Below are 19,803 nucleotides of genomic sequence, written 5' to 3'. Positions count from 1 at the left end.
AACCAAAAAGGCCCGCCAGCAATGCTGACGGGCCTTTTTTAATAGCTCAGAAAGACTGTTACTGCTTCACGAAGCGCTGGTGGAATACTTTCTGCCCGTCGCTCACACTCAGGGTGTACATGCCCTTGGCCAAGCTGCTGATTTGCAGCGTGCCGTTGGCGAAGGCTACGTTGGTCACGCGGGCGCCGCGCACGTCGGTCACGACCACGCTGGTAGCTTCGGCGTTGCCGGGCAGCACCATGCGCACCACGTCGGTGGCTGGGTTGGGGTAGATTTCCAGGGTGCGGGCCAGCTCATTGCCCAGCGGCGTCGAGTCGCCGCCGGTGAGCGAAGCAATGCCACCGGTGAGGGCCGCGCCGCCCGTGATGTTCACGGTGTAGTCTTCGGCCTCGCCGTAGCTGAAGGTGCCGCAGCTGCTGGTGGCGCTGTTGTCACTCATTAGCACCCGCAATACCGTGCTGCCGCTACGGGCCGTGGTGGGCACTGTGAAGGTCCCGGTGAGGGTGCCGGCGCTGCTGCTACTGCCACTTACTACCAGCTCGCCGGCGTCGGTGAATACGCCGTTCTTGTTGTAGTCGATGTACACTTTCCAGTACTCGGTGTATGCCGTGCTGGTGAAGCCCGCCGAGAAGCTGATGGTCTGTGAGGAACCGGCGGCGATGCTCGTGCTCAGCGCCGTACCGTTGTAGTAACCAGCGTCTTTGCTGGAGGTGCGGCTGATGCTGCCCAGGCTCACAAGGTCAATCCACTCATATGACTGGCTGGTGCCTTTGATGGTGCAATAGGTCGTGCTGGTGGGCGGCGTAGTGCCACCGCCCGCAGCAGCACCCACCCCTACGGCAAACCAGGCGTTGGTTACGGCCGTTACCTGGGCCGAGCCGGCGCCGTACAGGTCCGTAGCCGCCTGAATGGCGTAGGTGCGGGCCTGGGCGTAAGTCGTGCTGGCGGTCATGTATACGCTTTCCATGCGGAAGGTGATTTTAGCCGCTGCATCAATGCCCACGCCGGTTACGCTGTACACGCCACCGCCTTCGTTGGTACCCGATTTGCCCACCGCCAAAATGTAGTACCAGTGGTTCAGCACGCCCGAGTTGGTGTGCACGCCGCCCTGGTCGTTGGCATTGGAGGGCGAAGAAGTGGTAGCCGCCCAGTATTGGCCCTTGTAGTAAGCCGGCTGGCCCAGTGACTTGGGGTCGCTCATTGAGCGCAACGCGGCCTGCTGCTTGTCGATTTCCTCGCCAATCAGCCAAGTCGACTTCGCTTTCACGCCGCCCGAGGTGAAGCCCAGGCTGGCCACGGCATACGCCTCAATCGAAGCGCCCCAGATGTCGGACAGGCCTTCGTTCATGGCACCCGATTCGTTGGCGTAGGTCAGGTTAGCAGTTTTTTCGCACACGGCGTGCCCAATTTCGTGGCCGCACACATCCAGCGCCGTGAGAGGCCGGAAGCGGGTGGCGCCATCGCCGTAGGTCATGCGCACGCCGTCCCAATAGGCATTTTCGTAGCCGGCCCCGCCGGGCACGTCGTCGAAGTGCACATAGCTCTTGATTTTGGCGCCGGCGTTGTCGTAGCTGTTGCGGCCGTGCACGTTTTTCCAGTAGTCGTAGGTAGCCTGGGCACCCACGTGGGCGTCGCCAGCCACGTTGTCGAAGTTGGTGTTGTTGTATTCGGCTGCTGTCCAGTTGTTGTCGGCATCAATGAAGTCAACGGCCGAAGTGTAGCTGTTGCTCTTGCGGCAGTTATAGGTTTCGATACCCAGGCCACGGGTAGTGCCTTCGCGCAGGAAGTAGCCGCCCGAGGTAGTGCCATCGGCAATGGTGCGGGTGCCGCTGTAGGCGGTAGCAAAAGTGCCGGTAGCCGCCGCATGCTTGATGATGTTGTCCTGCAAGACCACAGCACCAGTACGAGCATCCACATACACGTAGGCGCGGCTGATGGGCGCGGCAGCGTAGATGTTGAATTTCCAGGCCAGCACCAGCGGGCCGTTCTCCACGCGGGCATCGCGCACCACCACCAGCTCGCCGGTGGGCCGAAACGAAGCGGCATCAGCATCGTTGGTCTGCCACATGTACTTGCGGGCCCCAACGTGCGCCACTGCCCGGTCGAGCGCCACCGCTACGCTCAGCGACGGCGTGGTGTTCAGACCCTGAATTTTCTCAAAGTCGCCGCTGATGCTTTCCACGGCGCCCGCTTTGGAGTGCACCGTGTAGTCGGCGTGCTCCACGCGGATGCCTTGGTAGTATTGGGCAAATTTCTGGTGGGTGAAGCCGAGTTGGTCGGTTTCGGCGGTGCGCTGCACCATCTGGTCGGCGTTGCCGAGGCCAAGCTGCTGACGTAGCACTTGGTCACCGCTCAGGCCCTGCAAGGCCTTCTTGCCTTCGGCATTGAACTGCACCAGTACGGGCTGGTTGTCGTCGCCGAGAACTTTACTTTGGATGCGGGCGGCATCCTGAGCGCTGGCCGTGGTAGCAGCCAGAGTGCCGAGCATTAGCAATGCTGCAGCTGAGTATTGTTTTCTCATGTAAAAAGTGTGGCGTAAGTGAGTGAATTAAGTTTTCGCTATTTTGGATATTTTACATCGTAGCGGACGCAACCTAGTAACTTTCATTACAAAATCAACTTTCAATTAAAAAATTATTTATAAATACCCGAATTTTACACGCCAATACTAAATGGAATTGCACTTAGCCAAATAGAAACATTTCTTTAAACGGAATAACAAAAAACGGAATAATTTTTGCTAACGGTTGTTAGCGTTCAGGTAATTTATCGCCAATGTGGCTAGGGTTTTCACCCCCAGAGTGAGCCCGCTTTCATCGATGCGAAAACCGGCCGTGTGGTGGTCGGCAGCAGTGGCAGGGTCCTGGCTTCTGGTCATGCCACCCACAAAAAGGAACAGCCCCGGCACCTTTTGTTGATAGAAGGAAAAGTCCTCTCCACCGGTCACTGGCTTTATCTCCCGCACATTGGCCGAACCGGCTACGGCTTGCAGGGTGGGCAGCATGCGGGCCGTGAGGGCGGGGTCGTTGTTGGTGACGGGCACATAGGGTTCAATGTTGACATCGGCGGTGGCCCCGGCGCTTTCGGCAATGTTGGTAGCAATACGGCGCACAGATGCCCAGATGTGCTGCTGCACCTCGGGGTTGAGAGCCCGAATGGTACCGCTCAGCTCCACATCGGGCGGGATGACGTTGTAGCGCACCCCACCGTTGATGGTCCCGACAGTTACCACGGCGGCATCGTCAGTCAGCTTTACTTCGCGGCTCACGATGGTTTGCAGACCGATAACAATCTGAGCGGCCGTCACCACGGGGTCTACACTGTTCCAGGGATAGGCACCGTGCGCGCCCTTGCCGTGCACCTTAATGGTAAATCGGTCAGACGACGCCATTTCGCCGCCCGAGCGGTAGGCCAGCGTGCCCACCTCGGTCTGGGCCTGAATGTGCACTCCGAATATGGCTTCCACCTCGGGCTTGTCGAGCACTCCTTCCTTCACCATGAGCTTGGCACCGCCCTCCATCCCGGGCACCGAACCTTCCTCGGCAGGCTGAAAGATGAATTTCACGGTGCCGGGCAGTTCGGCTTTCACCTGGCTGAGCACTTCGGCGGCACCCATGAGCATGGCAACGTGCGTATCGTGGCCGCAGGCATGCATCACCCCCACGGGCTGGCCCAGGTAGGTGGTTTTCACTTTGGAAGCGAAAGGCAGGCCGTTGCTTTCGGTGATGGGCAGGCCGTCCATGTCGGCGCGCAGGGCTACCACAGGTCCCGGCTTGCCACTGCGCAGGATGCCCACCACGCCAGTATGGGCCACGCCGGTCTGCACTTCCAGGCCCAGCTTTTTGAGGTGAGCAGCGATAAGGGCGGCCGTGCGGGTTTCGGTATTTCCCAGTTCGGGGTGCTCGTGAATGTCGCGCCGCCAGGCAATGACTTTGGGTTCTTCCTGCATGGCCAGCTGGGCAATGCGGGCATTGAGGGTGGCGTTCTGGGCCAGGGCTGGCTGAGCAACCAAGCCAAGCGTAGCCCCGGCCGCAAGAGTAAAAATGGAAAATCGCATAAAAAAGAGCTCAGTTGATGACGGATTACGGATGGTACGGCACGTTTTGGCCAGCTGGCAATGTTACGCCCTGGTTATCAACTCTGCGCCACTGTTCAGGCTTTGGCGTATTTTCGCGTTTTGTTTTTATCCACTGATAATTACTTGATTGCCTTCTGCCCGTGGCTACAATCCTGAAACCGCTCGATTTATCCCAACCCGTCGTCCCCAAAGCTGAGCCTCTCCTGGCGCAGCCCGAAACAATACGCTGGCCGGCCGCCTGGGCTTCGGTGGGATTCCGCATTCGGCTGGGGCTGGTGGTGATGCTACTGCTGGGGCTGCTGCCGGTAGTGCCGGGGTTCTACCATTTCATTCAGTCACGGCCCGGCCGCCCGCTGGCCGACCCGCTGCTGGCGCTGCTGCCGGTGCACGACGTATCGACGCCCACATTCGCGCTGATTTATGGGGCCATTGTGGCCACCCTGGTGTTTCTGCTGCCCCGGCCGCAGCTGCTGTTGCGGGCATTCTGGGCCTATTACTTCCTTCAATTGCTGCGCATGCTCACCTTGTGGCTGGTGCCGCTGGAGCCGCCTACCACGCTGGTTATTCTACACGACCCGGTAATGGACCGCATTTTTGAGGTAACCACGCAGCCCATCGTGCGCGACCTGTTCTTTTCGGGCCATACCGCCACCATGGTGCTCTTGCTGCTGGTCGGCCGGGGCAAGATGTGGCGCTGGATTCTCGGCCTCATGACCGTGGCCGTAGGTGTCCTGGTGCTGGTGCAGCGGGTGCATTATTCCTACGACGTGCTGGCTGCCCCCCTTTTCGCCTGGCTGGCCTACTGGCTGGCCGGGCGGGTATTGCACGGCCGCTGGATGAACGGAGCACTTTAAAACAGTTCGTCATGATAGAGGGCCTCACCCCTACTAAGACAGTCACAAAAACAGAAAAGCCCCGCCAAAACGGCGGGGCTTTTCTGTTTTAAAAGGGTCGGAATGGGCCTATTTTTTAGCTTTAGCAGTTCGCATGGCGCGCAGGCGCTTAAGGCCATAGGCACACCAGCAGCCGGCCCCAACGTCGATAGGGACGTCCGTAGAGTCGACGGTGGGTATGCCGGGACCGGGGCCACCGCTGTCCGGCTGGGCAATAGCAGTTACAGCCGTAAACAGGATACTTGCAGCAGTGGGCCGCCGATGTACTCATAGGTAGAATCATAGGTAGTAAGTGCGGTTGCTCGTGAACTGCACAGCACCGGTAGCCCCCCGTTCCCGCAATGCCATCCGGGTTACAAATGCGCAGCATAGCGCCGGGCATCAGCATAAAGCTACCGGGGCCGGTGATGGGCAGGCAGCTTTATGCTGATGCCCTAGGTGCTCAGCACCCCGCATCGCAACTATAGCTAGAGATACTTTTCGTAAATCCCGGCCGCAATTTTCTCCACAATGCCTTTAGGCACAATGCTGGTGAGGCCCGCCGACACTTTGTTTAGCACACCGGGCACAATTTCGGCCTCGCCAGCCAGCAGACCGGCCACGGCGGCTTGGGCCACGGCTTCAGGCGTCATCGACACTTTGTTGGCAGTGGCTTGCAGTTCGGCCCCCATGCCGGCGCGGTCGGTGAAGCCAGTGGTGGTAGCGCCGGGGCTCAGACACGTCACCGAAATGTTACTGGTTTTCAACTCATAGCGCAGGCCCCGGCTGAAACTCAGCAGAAAAGCCTTGCTGGCCGCGTAGAGCGACAGAGACGGCACCGCCTGGTAGGCAGCCGTGCTCGATACGTTTAGGATGTACGCTTTCGGAACCTTGTGCAGGGCCGGCAGCAGCGCGTGGGTGAGGGCCACGGGCAGGCTCATGTTCAGCTGCATCATGTTCTGCTGCTCGGCCAGGCCCAGCTGCTCGAAACGACCCCAGAGGCCATAGCCGGCATTATTAACCAGCACAGCCATCTGGTCGGTTTGCTGAGTGGCCCAGGTCGCTACGGTTTCGGCAGCGCCGGGAGCGGCCAGGTCCAGGGCCAATACATGGGCTTGGTGCTGGTATTTGGCCCCAATTTCCAGGGCCAGGGTGGTGAGTTGGTTTTCAGACCGCGCCACCAGCAGCAAGTCGTAGCCGCGCTGGGCCAGTTGAAGCGCAATGGCGCGGCCAATGCCACGCGAAGCGCCGGTAACGAGGGCATATGCCATTGAGTGAATTAGTAACTAAGTAACTGAATGACTGAGTCAGGGCGAATGAATTTCCACTCAGTCACTCAGCCGCCCAGTCACTATTTAACAAGGTGCAAAAAGCGCAGGTAGAACGGCGTGGGGCTGTCTTCGCTCTTGGGCTGGTACTTGCCCGAAATAATGGGCACGTACATGACGCGGCGGCGGCTGGTTTCGCCAATGAGCGGCGACTGGGCCACGCGGTGCCACATGCGGCCGTCATGCACGGTGAGGTCGCCGGGCTCGGTTTCGATGGCAATTTCGTTGGGGTCGTAGAAAACGTCCTTGTAATACTTCTTGCGGAAGAGCATCTTGTGCAGGCCCTGGCGGTGGGTGCCCGGAATTACGCGCAGGCCGCCGTTGGTGGCTTTGGTGCCATCGAGGTGCAGGCCCACGTTGAGCATGGGACCGATGCGCTTGCCATAGAACACGTCGCGCAGCGAGTCGGTGTGCCAGCCCATCTGGCTGAACTCGGAGCCGGGCACGTTCACGTAGTGGTTCACGACTAGGCCGTCCTTCTCGTTCTCGCCCACGCGGCCACCTTCGGCTTCGAGGAGCGGAAAAAGGGCTTTGAACCGCTCGTCCTGCAACAAGTCGTGCAGCACGGGGTGGTGCTGCGAGGCAAAGGCGAAGCGCTGCACAATGCGCGAGCCGTCCACATCCTTGCCGTACTTGATGGGCACGCCATTCACTTTTTCCACCCCATCAGCCAGCCATTTGGCTTGCACTTCCTGGGTGGCTTTAAGAATCTCGGCCACTTGCTCGGGAGAAGCAAAAGGGCGGAAATGGAGGAAGCCGTATTTAGCAAAAAAGGCTCGTTGCTCGGCGGTTAGGCTACTGCCGAGTGTAAAGCGTGGATAGTCAAAAGGTAAGGCCATAGCAGAAAAGTGGCGGCCGGCGAGTGTTCCCGACGACACGCAAAGGTAATACGTCCGGCGCGGCCCCTGTCCTTTTTTGGATATAAGCGCCGCGTTAGCGCGGGGGCTATAACCGCGCCGTCCCATCAGGGTTTTTTAATGAGGCAAATACGAGCGGGCTGGGTGAACAGATTATGAATTCGGCTTCATGGAAGCCGACGTTCTTCACAGCAAATTATTTTACCCAAGCCATTAAATAGCTGCTACGCACCGGGATGGGCCGTCGGCGCATACTTTCCCGGCGGCCGCAGCGTTGCCATCATGCCAGCCGGCTGGCACCGTTTTTTCTCCTGTATCCCACCCGCTCATGCTGCTACAGCTACCTGTTTTCGAAGCCCTGCTTGCCCCCTGTTCGGTAAGCGCGGCCGCCTTTACCAACCATGAAAAAGGTCACTTTTGCAGCAGCTGCCAGCGCGTAGTGCAGGATTTCAGCCATTCCGAAAACCCTGCGGTTGACTTAGCCGCCGCCCGCGCCGCTTCGCCCGACGGGCGGGTGTGCGGCAGCTTTCAGCGCGGACAGGTGTTAGTGCCGACCGCACCGACGCTGTCGCGGCGGTTGCGCTGGTTTCTGATGTCTCTGGTGCTGGTGGTAGGGCAAGGTCTGACAGCGCGGGAGGCGCTAGCGCAGGTGAGCAAGCCGTTGCCACATAATATGCGGACGGTTTCCTTACCCGAAAACGTCCCTACTCCCCTACCGGCAGTAGCTGATGAAAATTCTGGCGTGGTGTACGGCGCCATTGTTGAACTCATGCCCAGCTTTAGGGGCGGTGGCCAGAGAGAGTTGGTGGCCTATATCCAAAAGCATATCCGGTGGCCCAAAGCGGCAGGGCGGGTTTGCGCCGAAGGCCGGGTATTTGCCAGCTTCACCATCGGAGCAGATGGGCGGGTACACGATGCACATATTGTAAAAAGCTTGGACCCGTTGCTTGACGCTGAAGTATTGCGGGTAATCCGCCAGCTGACAGGTTTTAAACCCGGCAGGCAAAATGGTCAACCTGTAGCCGTCAGCTTTACCGTGCCGGTCAGCTTCAAGCTGGAATAGGACACAGGAGTCCTACATCCGTGCACCTGTTTTGCAATTCCCACCCTTCATTTCTCCCAACTATAATATATCATTTACCTACTTTCAATATTACACTCAATGTTTGTTCGGTGAGCCCGGCTCGCGGACGTTGTCCACAAGCGCAAACCGGACCTAGGTGGAAGGGCGCGTGTATGCCACCTTCATTGTAAGTAAGAACAGCTCGGTGCACGAGGTCAAAATAGTGAAAGGGCTCGTCCAGCTACTAAATACAGAGACCCTGCGCGTTATTTAAACGCTACCAGCCTTTACGCCCGGGCAGCCCGTCGCGGTCAGCTTCATCGTGCCGGTTACCTTTCGGATACAATAGCCCGAGCCTCTGGCTGCTTTCTTTAATCTTGCCTACCTATGAAACACCTGTGGCTGATGCTGCTCACTGTTGCCTTGGCTACCGGCACAGTGCAGGCGCAAACACCCAACCCAGCCAGCACCGCAAAACCGGCCGCCGTGGCCGACACCACAGTGTACACATACGCGGAGCAGATGCCCCAATTGCCCGGTGGCGGTGGCAATGCGGCTATATGTGCGGCCATTGGAAAAGAATTGCGCTTCCCACCGCTTGATGCCAAGGGCCAATTTCCCGGGAGCCGGATGGTGGTCGAATTCACCGTCACTAAAAACGGAGATGTGAGCAATATATCCATTATCAAAAGCCTCGACAGCCGCTTGGATGCTGTAGTAGTGCGCGCCATTCAGACGTTGCCTCGCCTCACACCGGGTCAGCAGGCTGGGGTACCAGTCAATGTAAAAATCATGGTTCCCATTACCATCTGCCTGAAATAATGCCAAGGCATTAATTGGCGATTCCGGCTAAAATTCCGCACCTTCACCGCCACACAGTTCATTCACTTAATTCCCACCTCGCTTTCCGATGGTTTTCACCCCCAGCCCAATGCTCCTCAAGCTGCTGTATACGCGCGGCAGCCTGCACAACCTACCCGAAAACAAGGGCGTGGCTTTCAGCATCAAAAACCGGCTCGATACGGTGAAGGTGACCGGTTTCACGAAGGTGCAGATTGGCGACATGGTGGTGCCTGCCGAGAAAATCCAGGTGGATTTGGGCAACGGGGAGCGGCGGGCAGCCTGCGAAATCAACGCCAGCGATAAAGTCATTGAGTTGCCCGTGGGCCGCGCCCTGCTTATAGTGCTCGATGCCCCGCCCCTAGCCGAGGGCATCCACGCCGTGCAGGCCTGGTTTTCGACCGATGCTTTTGGTGATTTGCACGTGGAAGTGGAGGATGCCATTGTGGGCGCGGCCAACTCTAAGCCCCGCATTCCGCGCTCCGAGGAAGACGACTACTCCGAAGCTGCCATCGCGGCCCGCCAGCGCTTTGCCGAGCAGTTTTCGGGCAAGGAATTCCAGCACCTTAAGCACTACTCTTTCGACGCGCATAATCTAAAGGGTAACTGCGAGCACTTCATGGGCGTGGCCCAGATTCCGGTGGGCCTGGCCGGCCCACTGACGGTGAACGGCGAGCACGCCCAGGGCGATTTCCTAATTCCAATGGCCACCACCGAGGGAACCCTTGTGGCGAGCTACAACCGGGGCATTCAGGTATTGAACCTCTGTGGCGGCGTGAAGTGCACCGTGGTGGGCGATGCTATGCAGCGGGCCCCGGTATTTGTGTTCGACGATGCGCGCGGGGCGCGGGATTTCGGGCAGTGGGTAGCGGACAATATCGACCAGATTCGGCCGCAGGCCGAAAGCACGTCGAGCGTGGCCAAGCTGCAATACATCGACACCTATCTGAGCAACAAATTCGCCTACCTCCGCTTCAATTTCAGCACCGGGGACGCGGCTGGGCAGAACATGGTGGGCCGCGCCACCTTTGCAGCCTGCTCCTGGATTCTGGAAAACTATAAGGGCCCGAAAATTGAGCACTTCTACCTCGAATCGAACTTCGCCACCGACAAAAAAGCCTCCCAAATCAACGTGATGCGCACCCGCGGCAAGCGCGTGGTGGCCGAAGCCGTGGTGAAGCGCGACGTACTGATGCAGCGCATGCGCGTGACGCCCGAGCAACTGGCCTACCACGGCCAAGTCAGCAATGTGGGCGCCTTCATATCGGGGGCCAACAACAATGGCGCTCACTCGGCCAATGGCATCACGGCCCTGTTCATTGCCACCGGGCAGGACGTAGCCAACGTGAGCGAGTCGTCGGCTGGTATTCTGTATTCGGAAGTGACCAAGGACGGCGACCTCTACATCAGCATCACCATTCCCTCGCTCATTGTGGCCACGCACGGCGGCGGTACCGGCCTGGCCACCCAAAACGAATGCCTGCAAATGCTGGGCTGCGTGGGCCGGGGCACGGTGCGCAAGTTTGCCGAAATTGTAGCCGGTGTGGTGCTGGCCGGCGAACTAAGCCTGGGGGCTGCCATCAGCAGCTCCGACTGGGTGAGCAGTCACGAGCAGTACGGCCGCAACCGGTAAACCCGGTATCACAAATTAGTGGAGCCGTCAGGCGGAGCCTCAGCATCATCGTACTGAGGCTCCGCCTGATGTTCTTTATATTCAGCAAGCTGATTACACCTCTGCTGCTTACCTTCCAAACATGAATCTATCTGCTAAAACTCTGCTTTCGCTGGTGGCCCTACTGCTGACCACCACTGCGGCGCACGCCCAGGCCCAGCGCGACCTCACCGAAATAGGCCTTGACCTGTACCAGCGGGCCAACTCTCCCGATGCCTTGGCGCGCATGCGCAAGGACCTGGTGAATGCCCCCGAAGCCTACCTCATAAGCACCGACCAGCCGGGAACACTGGTGCTGCTCGACAAACGCCGGGTGCGTATTCCAGCCATGAAGTACAACGTGGCCCTGCACCTGCTGGAAGCCCGCGACTCGACCGGCAGCCACGTGTGGCCGCCCGGCAGCCTTGACGGCTTTTACCTGGGCCGGGGACCTGATGCCCGCCACTTTCGCAGCCTGTCAGTACGCGTGGGCAGCACCAAGACGGATTTTGTGGAAGTGCTGACGCCCAACGACAATAGCCCCGTAATTCTGGGCCTGCAACACCACTACCTGCACGAGGATGCCCAGCTGGACCCCATTTTGCGCACCGAAACGAAGGCCGCCCGCACCGAAATCGGCCAAGTCATTGTAGCAGGTCTGGGCCAATCGAAAGAGCCGCTCCGGGAGCTTTCGCTGAATGAGAAAAACGTAACCAAGCTGTTCGTGCCTTTTGCTTCCGACGTGCAGGCATATGCTGCGAAACAGCACCTTAGCTACACCACCCTGCCCGATGTGCTACACTTGGTGGAGTACTTCAACCGACATAGCACGGCTACTGCTGCCCCCGGAAAATAAGCCATTACCAAGCAGCTGGCACAGTGCTTGGTAATGCCCATAAACCGAAGCATATCTCGTAGTTTTGACCTTCGGTTTCTGCTTATTTTTTATTTGGAATTACGTTAGTGAAACTCTTCAGCTATTTAGTTGCCCTCTCATTGGTAGCCAGCGCGGCTGGTGCCCATGCCCAATCTGCGCATGACATTGCCGAAGCGCGGACAATTTATCGCCAAGCCAATACCAAACCCAACACCATCGCGCTCCGCGCGGACCTAGCCAAACATACCAGCGGCTTTTTCGGCGATGGCACGTTTCAGCCCGGCGCCCTGCGCACCTTCGATGGCCGATACCGCCCGGTACAGGGCCTGCGCTACCATGCCGGCCTGCGTCTGCTGGAAGCGCAGGACTCGATTGACCTGGACTCGACCCACCTATGGCCGGTAGGCAGCCTGCGCGGCTTCGACTTGGGCGAGGCCGGTGGCAAAGGGGCAGAGGCCCCCCGGCGTTTTCGCCCGCGCCTAGTGAAGGAAGGCACCATCGGCACGCGACGCGAATTTGTGGAGGTGCTGACTGCCGTGGATGCCGGCCCGCTGCTGCTGGCCTGGCTCTACTCTTCGGGCGCCGATGCTGCGGCGGGCCGTCTTTCGCTGGCCCCTCTGCTGCTGGTAGGCTCTGGCACCGAGCCCGACGAGCCCCTGCGCCCCTTCGACCTCAGTCAGGCAGCCGTCCTGCGCCTGTTTGGCAAGCGCGACGACGATATGCGCAAGTTTGCCGAGGCGCAACACCTGAAATACGACCAGCCCGCCGATGTGGCGCGCATTATCGACCACTATAACCGGGTAGCGGTGGTGAAGTAGCAAGGGCGGATAATGCCGTAAATGAGGGAGGGGCTGTTTAAGGGCGCACATAGCACCTTTGAACAGCCCCTCCCTCATTTACAGTATTGATTTTTTACCGTTAGTTACTTAGTTAGTCCATCATATCCGCTGAACGGGGTGGGTCGGGCACGAAGCCGGGGTTCCAGCTCATGGGGTAGCGGCCATCCACGTAGGGCAGGGCAGCTTCGGTGAGGTAGAGCGGGCGGAAGGTATCGACCATTACGGCTAGCTCGTGGGTTTCCTTTTTGCCAAGGCTGGCTTCCACGGTACCGGGGTGCGGGCCGTGCGGCAGGCCGGTGGGGTGCCAGGTGAAGGATGCCAAATCGACGCCTTTGCGCGACATAAAGTTGCCAGCTACGTAATACAGCACCTCGTCAGAATCGACGTTAGCGTGGTTGTAGGGCGCCGGAATGCTGAGCGGGTGGTAGTCGAACAGGCGCGGCACGAAGGAGCAGATGACGTAATTGTGCCCCTCAAACGTCTGGTGCACGGGCGGCGGCTGGTGCAGGCGGCCGGTTATCGGCTCAAAGTCGTGAATGCTGAAGGCGTAAGGATAGAAATAGCCGTCCCAGCCCACCACATCGAAAGGTGAGTGCGCGTAAGTCAACTCGTGCAGCAGGCCCTCTTTCTTAACGTGTAGCACGTAGTCGCCCTCGGGTTGCTCGTGGGGCAGCAGCTCACTTGGTGGACGAATGTCGCGCTCGCAATAGGGCGAGTGCTCCAGCAACTGGCCGAAGTGGTTGCGGTAGCGCCGCACCGTTTCCACGGGGCTGAACGACTCGATGATGAGCAGCCGCACTGGCCCTTCTTCGAAGTGAAACTGGTGGATGACCGTGCGCGGCACCACTACGTAATCGCCGGGCTCGAACGCTACTTTGCCCATCTGGCTCCACAATTCGCCGCGGCCTTCGTGCACGAAAATCACCTCGTCGGCCTGGGCGTTTTTGTAGTAGTACCCCATTCGCTTCTCCGTGGGGTTGCAGATGCTCATCGTGACATCCGCATTTCCCAACAAGGTTTGTCGAGCAGCCAGGTAATCGCCACCGGTGCTGGTCTGAGCTAGCGTACGCAAGTGCTCGGGCTGGAGTGGGCGGTCCTTCAGCAGCTTGGGCGCGTAGGGTTTGGGCTCGCCTACGTGCTTAATCTGAGTAGGCGGGTGCACGTGGTACAGCAGCGACGACACGCCATGAAAACCCTGCGTGCCCACCAGCTGCTCCGAATACAAGGAGCCATCGGGCTGACGGAACTGGGTGTGGCGCTTGCGCGGAATCTGGCCGAGGCGGTGGTAATAAGCCATATTATTGAGGGGTGGGATTGGAGCAGTGAAGGTACAACTTCCTCCAATTTCAATTGGTTAGTTTCGGGCCAAAGGTGAGGACTCACGGCGCGGCAGCGACTGGCTGCAAACCAGCCCATGAGAGAATGAATATAAGCAGCTTGGTTGGTTGAAGCGGTATTTGCCTATTGCCCAACGCCAGCCGGCCGGAAACTAGACCCGCAAACTACCGCAAACGTTTTCGTAGATAAATCCGGTAGTATTCTAGCTTTTAGGCAAAGCAGGCCGATACCTTTAATGGCTTGTTACTCCCATTGGCCAGTTTCTGCCCGGCCATGTTGCCCAATATGTGCATGCGCCAGATTCGAAGCTATCTGGCAACTAACTGAAGCTGCCTTTCTCAGCTTTAGTCCCTCATTTTCTGGAAACTATGCGCCACTGATGTTTTTCAGCTGGCCCTCCCCGACGTATTTCTGCGCCGGCTTCGCTGCTCTTTACCGCTCTCAAATTACCCAAACTCCCACCTCCATGAAGAAACTGCTATCAATTTTACTGTTTAGCTGGCTGGCGCTGAATACCAGCTACGGCCAGGCCATTTCGCCCTACCTCACGGGCCAGAATGCCTGGCTGCCCACCGCCCTCGGCACACAGGTTTTCAACGGACAGCTCGACCGGCTTTGGCCAATGGTGAAGCAGTCAAAAGTCCAGATGATTCGCATTGGCGGCAACGGCGTAAATTCCAATCTGGTGACCAACGCCCAATACATTGCCCTGATTGACTCTGTACGGCGTATTGGGGCCGAGCCGATGGTGCAGGTTTCGGAAGGACGTGGCCGCTTCACGGCCGCGCAGGCCGCGCAGGTGGTGCAACACGTGAACATCACTATGGGCCGCAACGTCAAGTACTGGATTATTGGCAACGAGCCCGACCTCAATAATGCTACACAGTCCAATCCGGTGAGCGTAGCGGGTGTGGAAACCTACATCAAGGCTTTTGCCTCGGCCATGAAAGCGGTAGACCCCACCATTCTGACGGTGGGCCCGGAAAACGCCTCCTATAATAGCTACTTCCCCGCTCTGGTCGGCGGTGCGAACGACATCACTGGCACCGATGCCAACGGCCGTTATTACATCGACATCATCTCGTTTCACACCTACCCTTTTGCAGGCACCCAAACGCGGGCCCAGGTGACGAGTGGCACCACCAACCTGACCAACAATGTGGTTAGCTTGCTAGGGTTGATGGCAAACGCCAATACCCTGCACAACCGCACCGGGGCAAACGCCCTGCGTTGGGCCCTCACCGAATTCAACGTCGACTATGCCAACCCGACCGCTAATACCGTGGAAGGCGTAGGCGTGCATTCCTTCCTCAATGGCCAGTTCTGGGCCGAAATATTTGGGGTGGGTATGAAGTACGAGGGGGTATCGATGCAGGCATGGTCCATTCACGAAGGCAGCGGCGCCCGGGGTGCGGGCGACCTGGGCTACCTCGATGGGGCAACGGCTGCTACTGTGAAGCCACGCTCCGCTTTCTGGCACGAGATGCTGGTGTCGGAAAACCTGCACGGCACCAACCTCAACGCCACCGACAACCAGACGCTGGTGAAGGAACTCTGCAGCACCGACAACGGCACCACGGCCGTGATGGTGCTGAACGAAAGCGACGTGACGGACTACGATTTCACGGTGCAGCTAAACGGGAACACCGTGCCGGGCGCAGCAGCCCTCAAAATCAACGTGCCGGCCGGTATCAACGCCGCTTATAACGACAAGATTTATGCGCAGTCGACGCTGGTGCTGTTGTTCAACGCGCAAGGTGCGCTGACACGCAAAATTGTGTATTCGCTGCAGCACGCGCAACAAACGCTGCCGCCCACCTACCTCAGTCCCGGTCAGACTTTCACGCTGGCTAACTTCACAGCTGATAAAACCTTTACCTGCGTTGCTCCCGAAGCCGTAACGTATTCGGCCATGGTGCTGGGCGAATCCACATCGATTAACTGGAACTTTGGAGCAGGTGCAACGCCCGCCACCGGTACCGGCAAAAATCCGCCAGCCGTGACCTATTCTATCGCCGGCAACCCCACCGTGACCATGACGCTGGTAAATTCGGACACCACCATCGTGGTAACGAAGGCCAACTACGTGCAAGTGAGTACCTGCATTCGCACCCCTTACACCGGCACGGCGGCTGTGATTCCGGGCGTGATAAAAGCCGTGGAATACGACAACGGCGGCCAGGGTGTCGCTTTCAACGACTCGGATGTGGCTAACCGCGGTGCGGCCGTAGACCCCACCGTGCCCCGCTCCACGGAAAGCGTGGACACCGAGAATGGTGATGGCGGCTATACCAACGTGGGCTACTCGGCCACGGGCGAATGGTTGAAATACACCGTGAACATCCTGCGCACTGGCCTGTACCGCGTGACAGTGCGGGTTTCGACAGGAGCAACTTCGACAGGCTCGCTACGGCTGTCGGCAGATGATGTGGACAAAACCGGTGTGGTCGTGGTACCCGCAACGGGCGGCTTTGGCACCTACCAGGACTTGATTATCAACAATGTGTACTTGGAAGCTTCGCCCAATGCGACGCTCAAGTTTGACATCGTGAGTGCCAGCCTTAACTTCTCAAAGCTGACGTTTGTAGAGCAGCCCATCACGGGCATCGTGGTGAACCGCGTGTACAACGGCAGCTCGACGTCGGATGGCTCGACCGATGCCGCGGAACTGCTTGTGACGCAGGACCACCTAGACATTCGTGGTCTGATTGTGAAAGACTTTGAGAGCAGCCTGACCAGTGATACGGGCGGCAAGATTCAGTTTAAGGACAATGCGCTGTGGAAGGACTTGCGCATTGGCACCACCATCGTACTACGCCGGCTAGCTTCCGGCATCGCCGGCTACGTGACGGATACCGATGCGTCGGACTTCACAGTGGACCTGCTGATGGAAAACACCACCTATCTAGCCGATTTGTCGACCACGGGTCAGAACTTCAACCTCACCAATACCGACATGGTGCTGCTGAAAACCGGCCTCGCCAGCGGCATCGACAACCCGGTGCATGCCTTGGTTTCGAACAACGGCAGCGCCAACGTCCTCTACACCGGTCTGACTGGCCCAAAACTGGTTTTCAATACCGTGTTGAGCACGGGTGCATTCCTCTACCCGCTGAACCCGGCCCAGACTACGGCCGACTACAATAGCACCAGCGCAGCCAGCAGCACCAGCACCACCCGCAACTGGGGCTACGGCTTCGGCACTGGCAACATCAGCTACATCCAACTGCTTCGTAACCAAGCATTCACACCGCCCGGCATCGTAGTAAACCGTGTGTACAACGGCTCGAATGATGCCAACGGCAACACCGACGGCATGGAACTGCTCGTTATTCAGGACCACCTCGACGTGCGCAACCTGATTGTGAAGGACTTCGAAACCAACAACACGGCCGACAACGGCGGCAAGTACAGCTTTGCCAACACACCTTTCTGGAGCGACCTGCGTAGTGGCACTACCATTGTGTTGCGCCGCTTGGCTGGCCCCACCGGCTACGTGCCCGATGTGGATGCGTCAGATTTCACGCTGGACCTGCTGCTAGACAATGCAACTTACCTAACCAATCTGGCCACCAGCAACTCGTTCAACATCACGCAGTATGACATGGTGATGATAAAAACTGGAACGGCGGCGGGCGTAAGTGGAGCTATTCATACCTATGCTACCAAGGGAGGCGGAAATGCAGGTGTACCCTCGGCCCTTTACCTGTCGGTGACGGGCGCCAAGATGACTTCGCCCGATGGAACCGATGCCGGTGGCGGCACCTTCCACTATCCGCTAAACTCCACCCAGGATGTGAATGCCTTCAACGGGGCCAAGGGTGCGCTTAGCAAGAGCACGGCCTTCAACTGGGGCTTCGGCTTCGGCCAGCCCAACATCGACTACATCCAGAGCCTGCGCAACGCCGTGACCGGCCCCGACTTGGTAGTAGCCAATGGCCAAACGATGGGGGCCGGCGGCAGCTACAACAGCATTACGGTGCTGAGTGGCGGCACGCTCACACTAATGGGCCCGACCACCGTGGCCAGCGCGGTGCAGGTGCAGACTGGTGGCTTGTTCATCAGCAACTGCCAGACACTGAGCGGCGGTGCTTCTTTTGCGCTACAAGCCGGTGCCGAATTGCAAATCTGCGACCCGGCTGGTATTGCGGCCACGGGTGCTACGGGCGCTGTTCAGGTGAGCGGCACCCGCACGTTCTCGCCCGATGCCTCTTACACTTACAATGGCACGGCAACCCAGGCCACCGGCGCAGGCCTACCCGGCCAGGTGCGTAACCTGACGGTGAACAACGCCCTCGGCCTCACCCTGAGCCAGGCTGTGAGTGTAGCCCAAGTAGCCCGCCTGCAAAGCGGCAACCTGGCCACCGGCGGTCAGCCATTCGTGCTTCTTTCATCGGCTACTGGTACGGCGCTGGTTGATAACAGCGGCGGCGTGGTAAGCGGTGCAGGCACCATGCAGCGTGCAGTCACCAGTTCGGTAACGGGCGCGGCTTACCGCCACTTTAGCTCGCCAGTGACTAGTGTGCCATTCAGCAGCCTCGCTACCACAGGCTTCGCGCCTACCTTCAATACAGCTTATAACAGCAGCGCTACACCCAGTTCGGTGTCGCCCTTCCCCACAGTGTTTGGATATGATGAAAGCCGGTTGGCTACGGTCTCGTCGAACTACAGCGCATTTGACAAAGGCTGGTTTTCACCTGCCAGCGCCACGGATATCATGTTGCCTTCTTACGGCTACACCGTGAACGCACTGGCCACGACTGCCCCCATTTCCTTCACCGGCACGTTCAACAACGCCGCGCAGGCCTCCGGCCCCCTCAACCGGGGCAATGATGCCAACGCTGGCTGGCAGTTGCTGGGTAACCCCTACCCTTCTCCGCTCGACTGGAACACCGTGACGGCCTCCCAACGCCCCGGCATGGATGCCGCTATGTACGTGTACCAGAGCACCGGCCAATATGCTGGCACCTACCGTAGCTTCGCCAACGGCATCGGCACCTCGCCGCTGATTGTGGCCGGCTCGGGCTACTTCGCCCGGGTGAGCGCCACTGGCACGCCCGGCGCCGTGAACCTGACCAACGCTAACCGCGTCACCACCTTCGGCGCGCAACCTACTTTTGGGCGCGGGGTAGTCGATACGCGGCCTCTGCTCCACCTCACACTCACCGGCGGCAGCCTGAACGACGACGCTTTCATCTATTTGGAGCAAGGCGCTACGGCAGGCACTGAGGCTGCCTTTGATGCCACCAAGTTGCCCAACCCCACCGGCTTAGATTTGGCCTCGCTGAGTGGCAACAATGTGCTTGCCATCAACGGCCTTGCTCCGCTAGGCAGCACTGAAGTAATAGTGCCGCTGGCCCTGCGCGCACCCCAAGCAGGCAATTTCAGCTTCGAAGTGGCTGATTTGGCCAACTTCGGGACCACCACCGCCTACCTACGTGATGCCATTATGGGCACTCAGCAGCTTCTCACGGCGGGCACCCACTACAACTTCACGCTGGCTTCGGCCACGGCCGGCACGGGCCGCTTCAGCGTGGTGCTGCGCCCAGCCAATGTGACGGCTACGAAAGTGGAGTTGAACGCGGCCTCGGTCAGCATCTATCCAAACCCGGCCCACGGCCGTTTCACGGTGTCGCTGCCGCCACTGGCGGGCCAGCGCGAGGTGCGCGCCACCTTGTTTAATGCCCTGGGACAAGCGGTGCTCACGCGCACCATTGGCCTGACGGTAGCCGGCGCTACGGCAGAGTTTGTTACCCAGCCGTTGACTGTGGGCGTGTATACGCTCCGCGTGCAGGCGGAAGGCCAGACGCTGACCAAGCGCGTGGTGCTGGAATAAGCTAAAATGGGCTACCAGGCCCAATAGAACGGCCATGCCGGGCACAGCAAAGTATCTTTTACCGCACTAGTAGACCCTGTTTATTGGATTACTCACGCAGTAGAGATGCTCCGGCTTCGCTCAGCATGGCCGCCTCTTTTTAAAGTCACAACCAACTCATTCTGAGGGCATTTTTCACTGTTCCTGGCGGAGCTATGCCCTACCCTATTATTTCTTTCTCCATC

12 protein-coding genes are annotated in these 19,803 nt (G+C 58.9%); 7 read left to right on the top strand and 5 right to left on the bottom strand.

The window, feature by feature from the left end; translation table 11 throughout:
• Window positions 1–58 precede the first annotated feature (58 nt).
• Window positions 59–2,521, bottom strand: coding sequence for a M4 family metallopeptidase (locus J4E00_RS24720; protein ID WP_208178054.1), 2,463 nt, complete (start codon window positions 2,519–2,521; stop codon window positions 59–61).
• A gap of 219 nt (window positions 2,522–2,740) precedes the next feature.
• Entirely contained in the window at window positions 2,741–4,057 is a 1,317-nt protein-coding gene (locus tag J4E00_RS24715; RefSeq protein ID WP_208178053.1) for an amidohydrolase, read from the bottom strand.
• 161 nt (window positions 4,058–4,218) lie between these two features.
• Between J4E00_RS24715 and J4E00_RS30100 the strand changes: the two genes are divergently transcribed.
• Entirely contained in the window at window positions 4,219–4,932 is a 714-nt protein-coding gene (locus J4E00_RS30100; RefSeq protein WP_208178052.1) for a phosphatase PAP2-related protein, read from the top strand.
• A 506-nt stretch (window positions 4,933–5,438) separates the two neighbouring features.
• Here the strand turns inward: J4E00_RS30100 and J4E00_RS24705 are convergent.
• Window positions 5,439–6,221 (bottom strand): SDR family NAD(P)-dependent oxidoreductase, encoded by a 783-nt coding sequence (locus J4E00_RS24705; protein ID WP_208178051.1) that lies wholly within the window; start codon window positions 6,219–6,221, stop codon window positions 5,439–5,441.
• An 80-nt stretch (window positions 6,222–6,301) separates the two neighbouring features.
• The gene (locus J4E00_RS24700; protein ID WP_208178050.1) at window positions 6,302–7,117 is read right to left on the bottom strand and encodes a phytanoyl-CoA dioxygenase family protein; all 816 of its coding nucleotides are present in this window, start codon (window positions 7,115–7,117) and stop codon (window positions 6,302–6,304) included.
• A gap of 346 nt (window positions 7,118–7,463) precedes the next feature.
• Here J4E00_RS24700 and J4E00_RS24695 point away from each other — a divergent pair, with 346 nt between their 5' ends.
• The 5 genes from J4E00_RS24695 (at window position 7,464) to J4E00_RS24675 (ending at window position 12,384) form a co-directional block, all read left to right on the top strand.
• A complete protein-coding gene (locus J4E00_RS24695; protein ID WP_208178049.1) occupies window positions 7,464–8,198 on the top strand; it encodes an energy transducer TonB in 735 nt (244 codons plus the stop codon).
• 387 nt (window positions 8,199–8,585) lie between these two features.
• Window positions 8,586–9,020: a TonB family protein gene (locus J4E00_RS24690; protein ID WP_208178048.1), complete on the top strand. Its 435-nt coding sequence runs from the start codon at window positions 8,586–8,588 to the stop codon at window positions 9,018–9,020.
• A gap of 88 nt (window positions 9,021–9,108) precedes the next feature.
• On the top strand, window positions 9,109–10,671 hold the full coding sequence (locus J4E00_RS24685) for a hydroxymethylglutaryl-CoA reductase (protein ID WP_208178047.1): 1,563 nt from the start codon (window positions 9,109–9,111) through the stop codon (window positions 10,669–10,671).
• A gap of 121 nt (window positions 10,672–10,792) precedes the next feature.
• Window positions 10,793–11,545, top strand: coding sequence for a hypothetical protein (locus J4E00_RS24680; RefSeq protein WP_208178046.1), 753 nt, complete (start codon window positions 10,793–10,795; stop codon window positions 11,543–11,545).
• Window positions 11,546–11,652: 107 nt separating this feature from the next.
• Complete coding sequence (locus tag J4E00_RS24675; protein WP_208178045.1) at window positions 11,653–12,384, top strand: hypothetical protein; 732 nt, start codon at window positions 11,653–11,655, stop codon at window positions 12,382–12,384.
• A 112-nt stretch (window positions 12,385–12,496) separates the two neighbouring features.
• Here J4E00_RS24675 and J4E00_RS24670 read toward each other — a convergent pair whose 3' ends face one another.
• Entirely contained in the window at window positions 12,497–13,702 is a 1,206-nt protein-coding gene (locus tag J4E00_RS24670) for a homogentisate 1,2-dioxygenase (protein WP_208178044.1), read from the bottom strand.
• 507 nt (window positions 13,703–14,209) lie between these two features.
• Between J4E00_RS24670 and J4E00_RS24665 the strand changes: the two genes are divergently transcribed.
• Window positions 14,210–19,579, top strand: coding sequence for a carbohydrate-binding protein (locus J4E00_RS24665; RefSeq protein WP_208178043.1), 5,370 nt, complete (start codon window positions 14,210–14,212; stop codon window positions 19,577–19,579).
• Window positions 19,580–19,803: the final 224 nt, after the last annotated feature.

It is taken from the genome of Hymenobacter negativus (assembly GCF_017571495.1).
GTDB lineage: Bacteria > Bacteroidota > Bacteroidia > Cytophagales > Hymenobacteraceae > Hymenobacter > Hymenobacter negativus.
The sequence above is the reverse complement of the archived record's forward strand: the minus strand, read 5'-3'. Positions and strand labels throughout refer to the sequence as shown.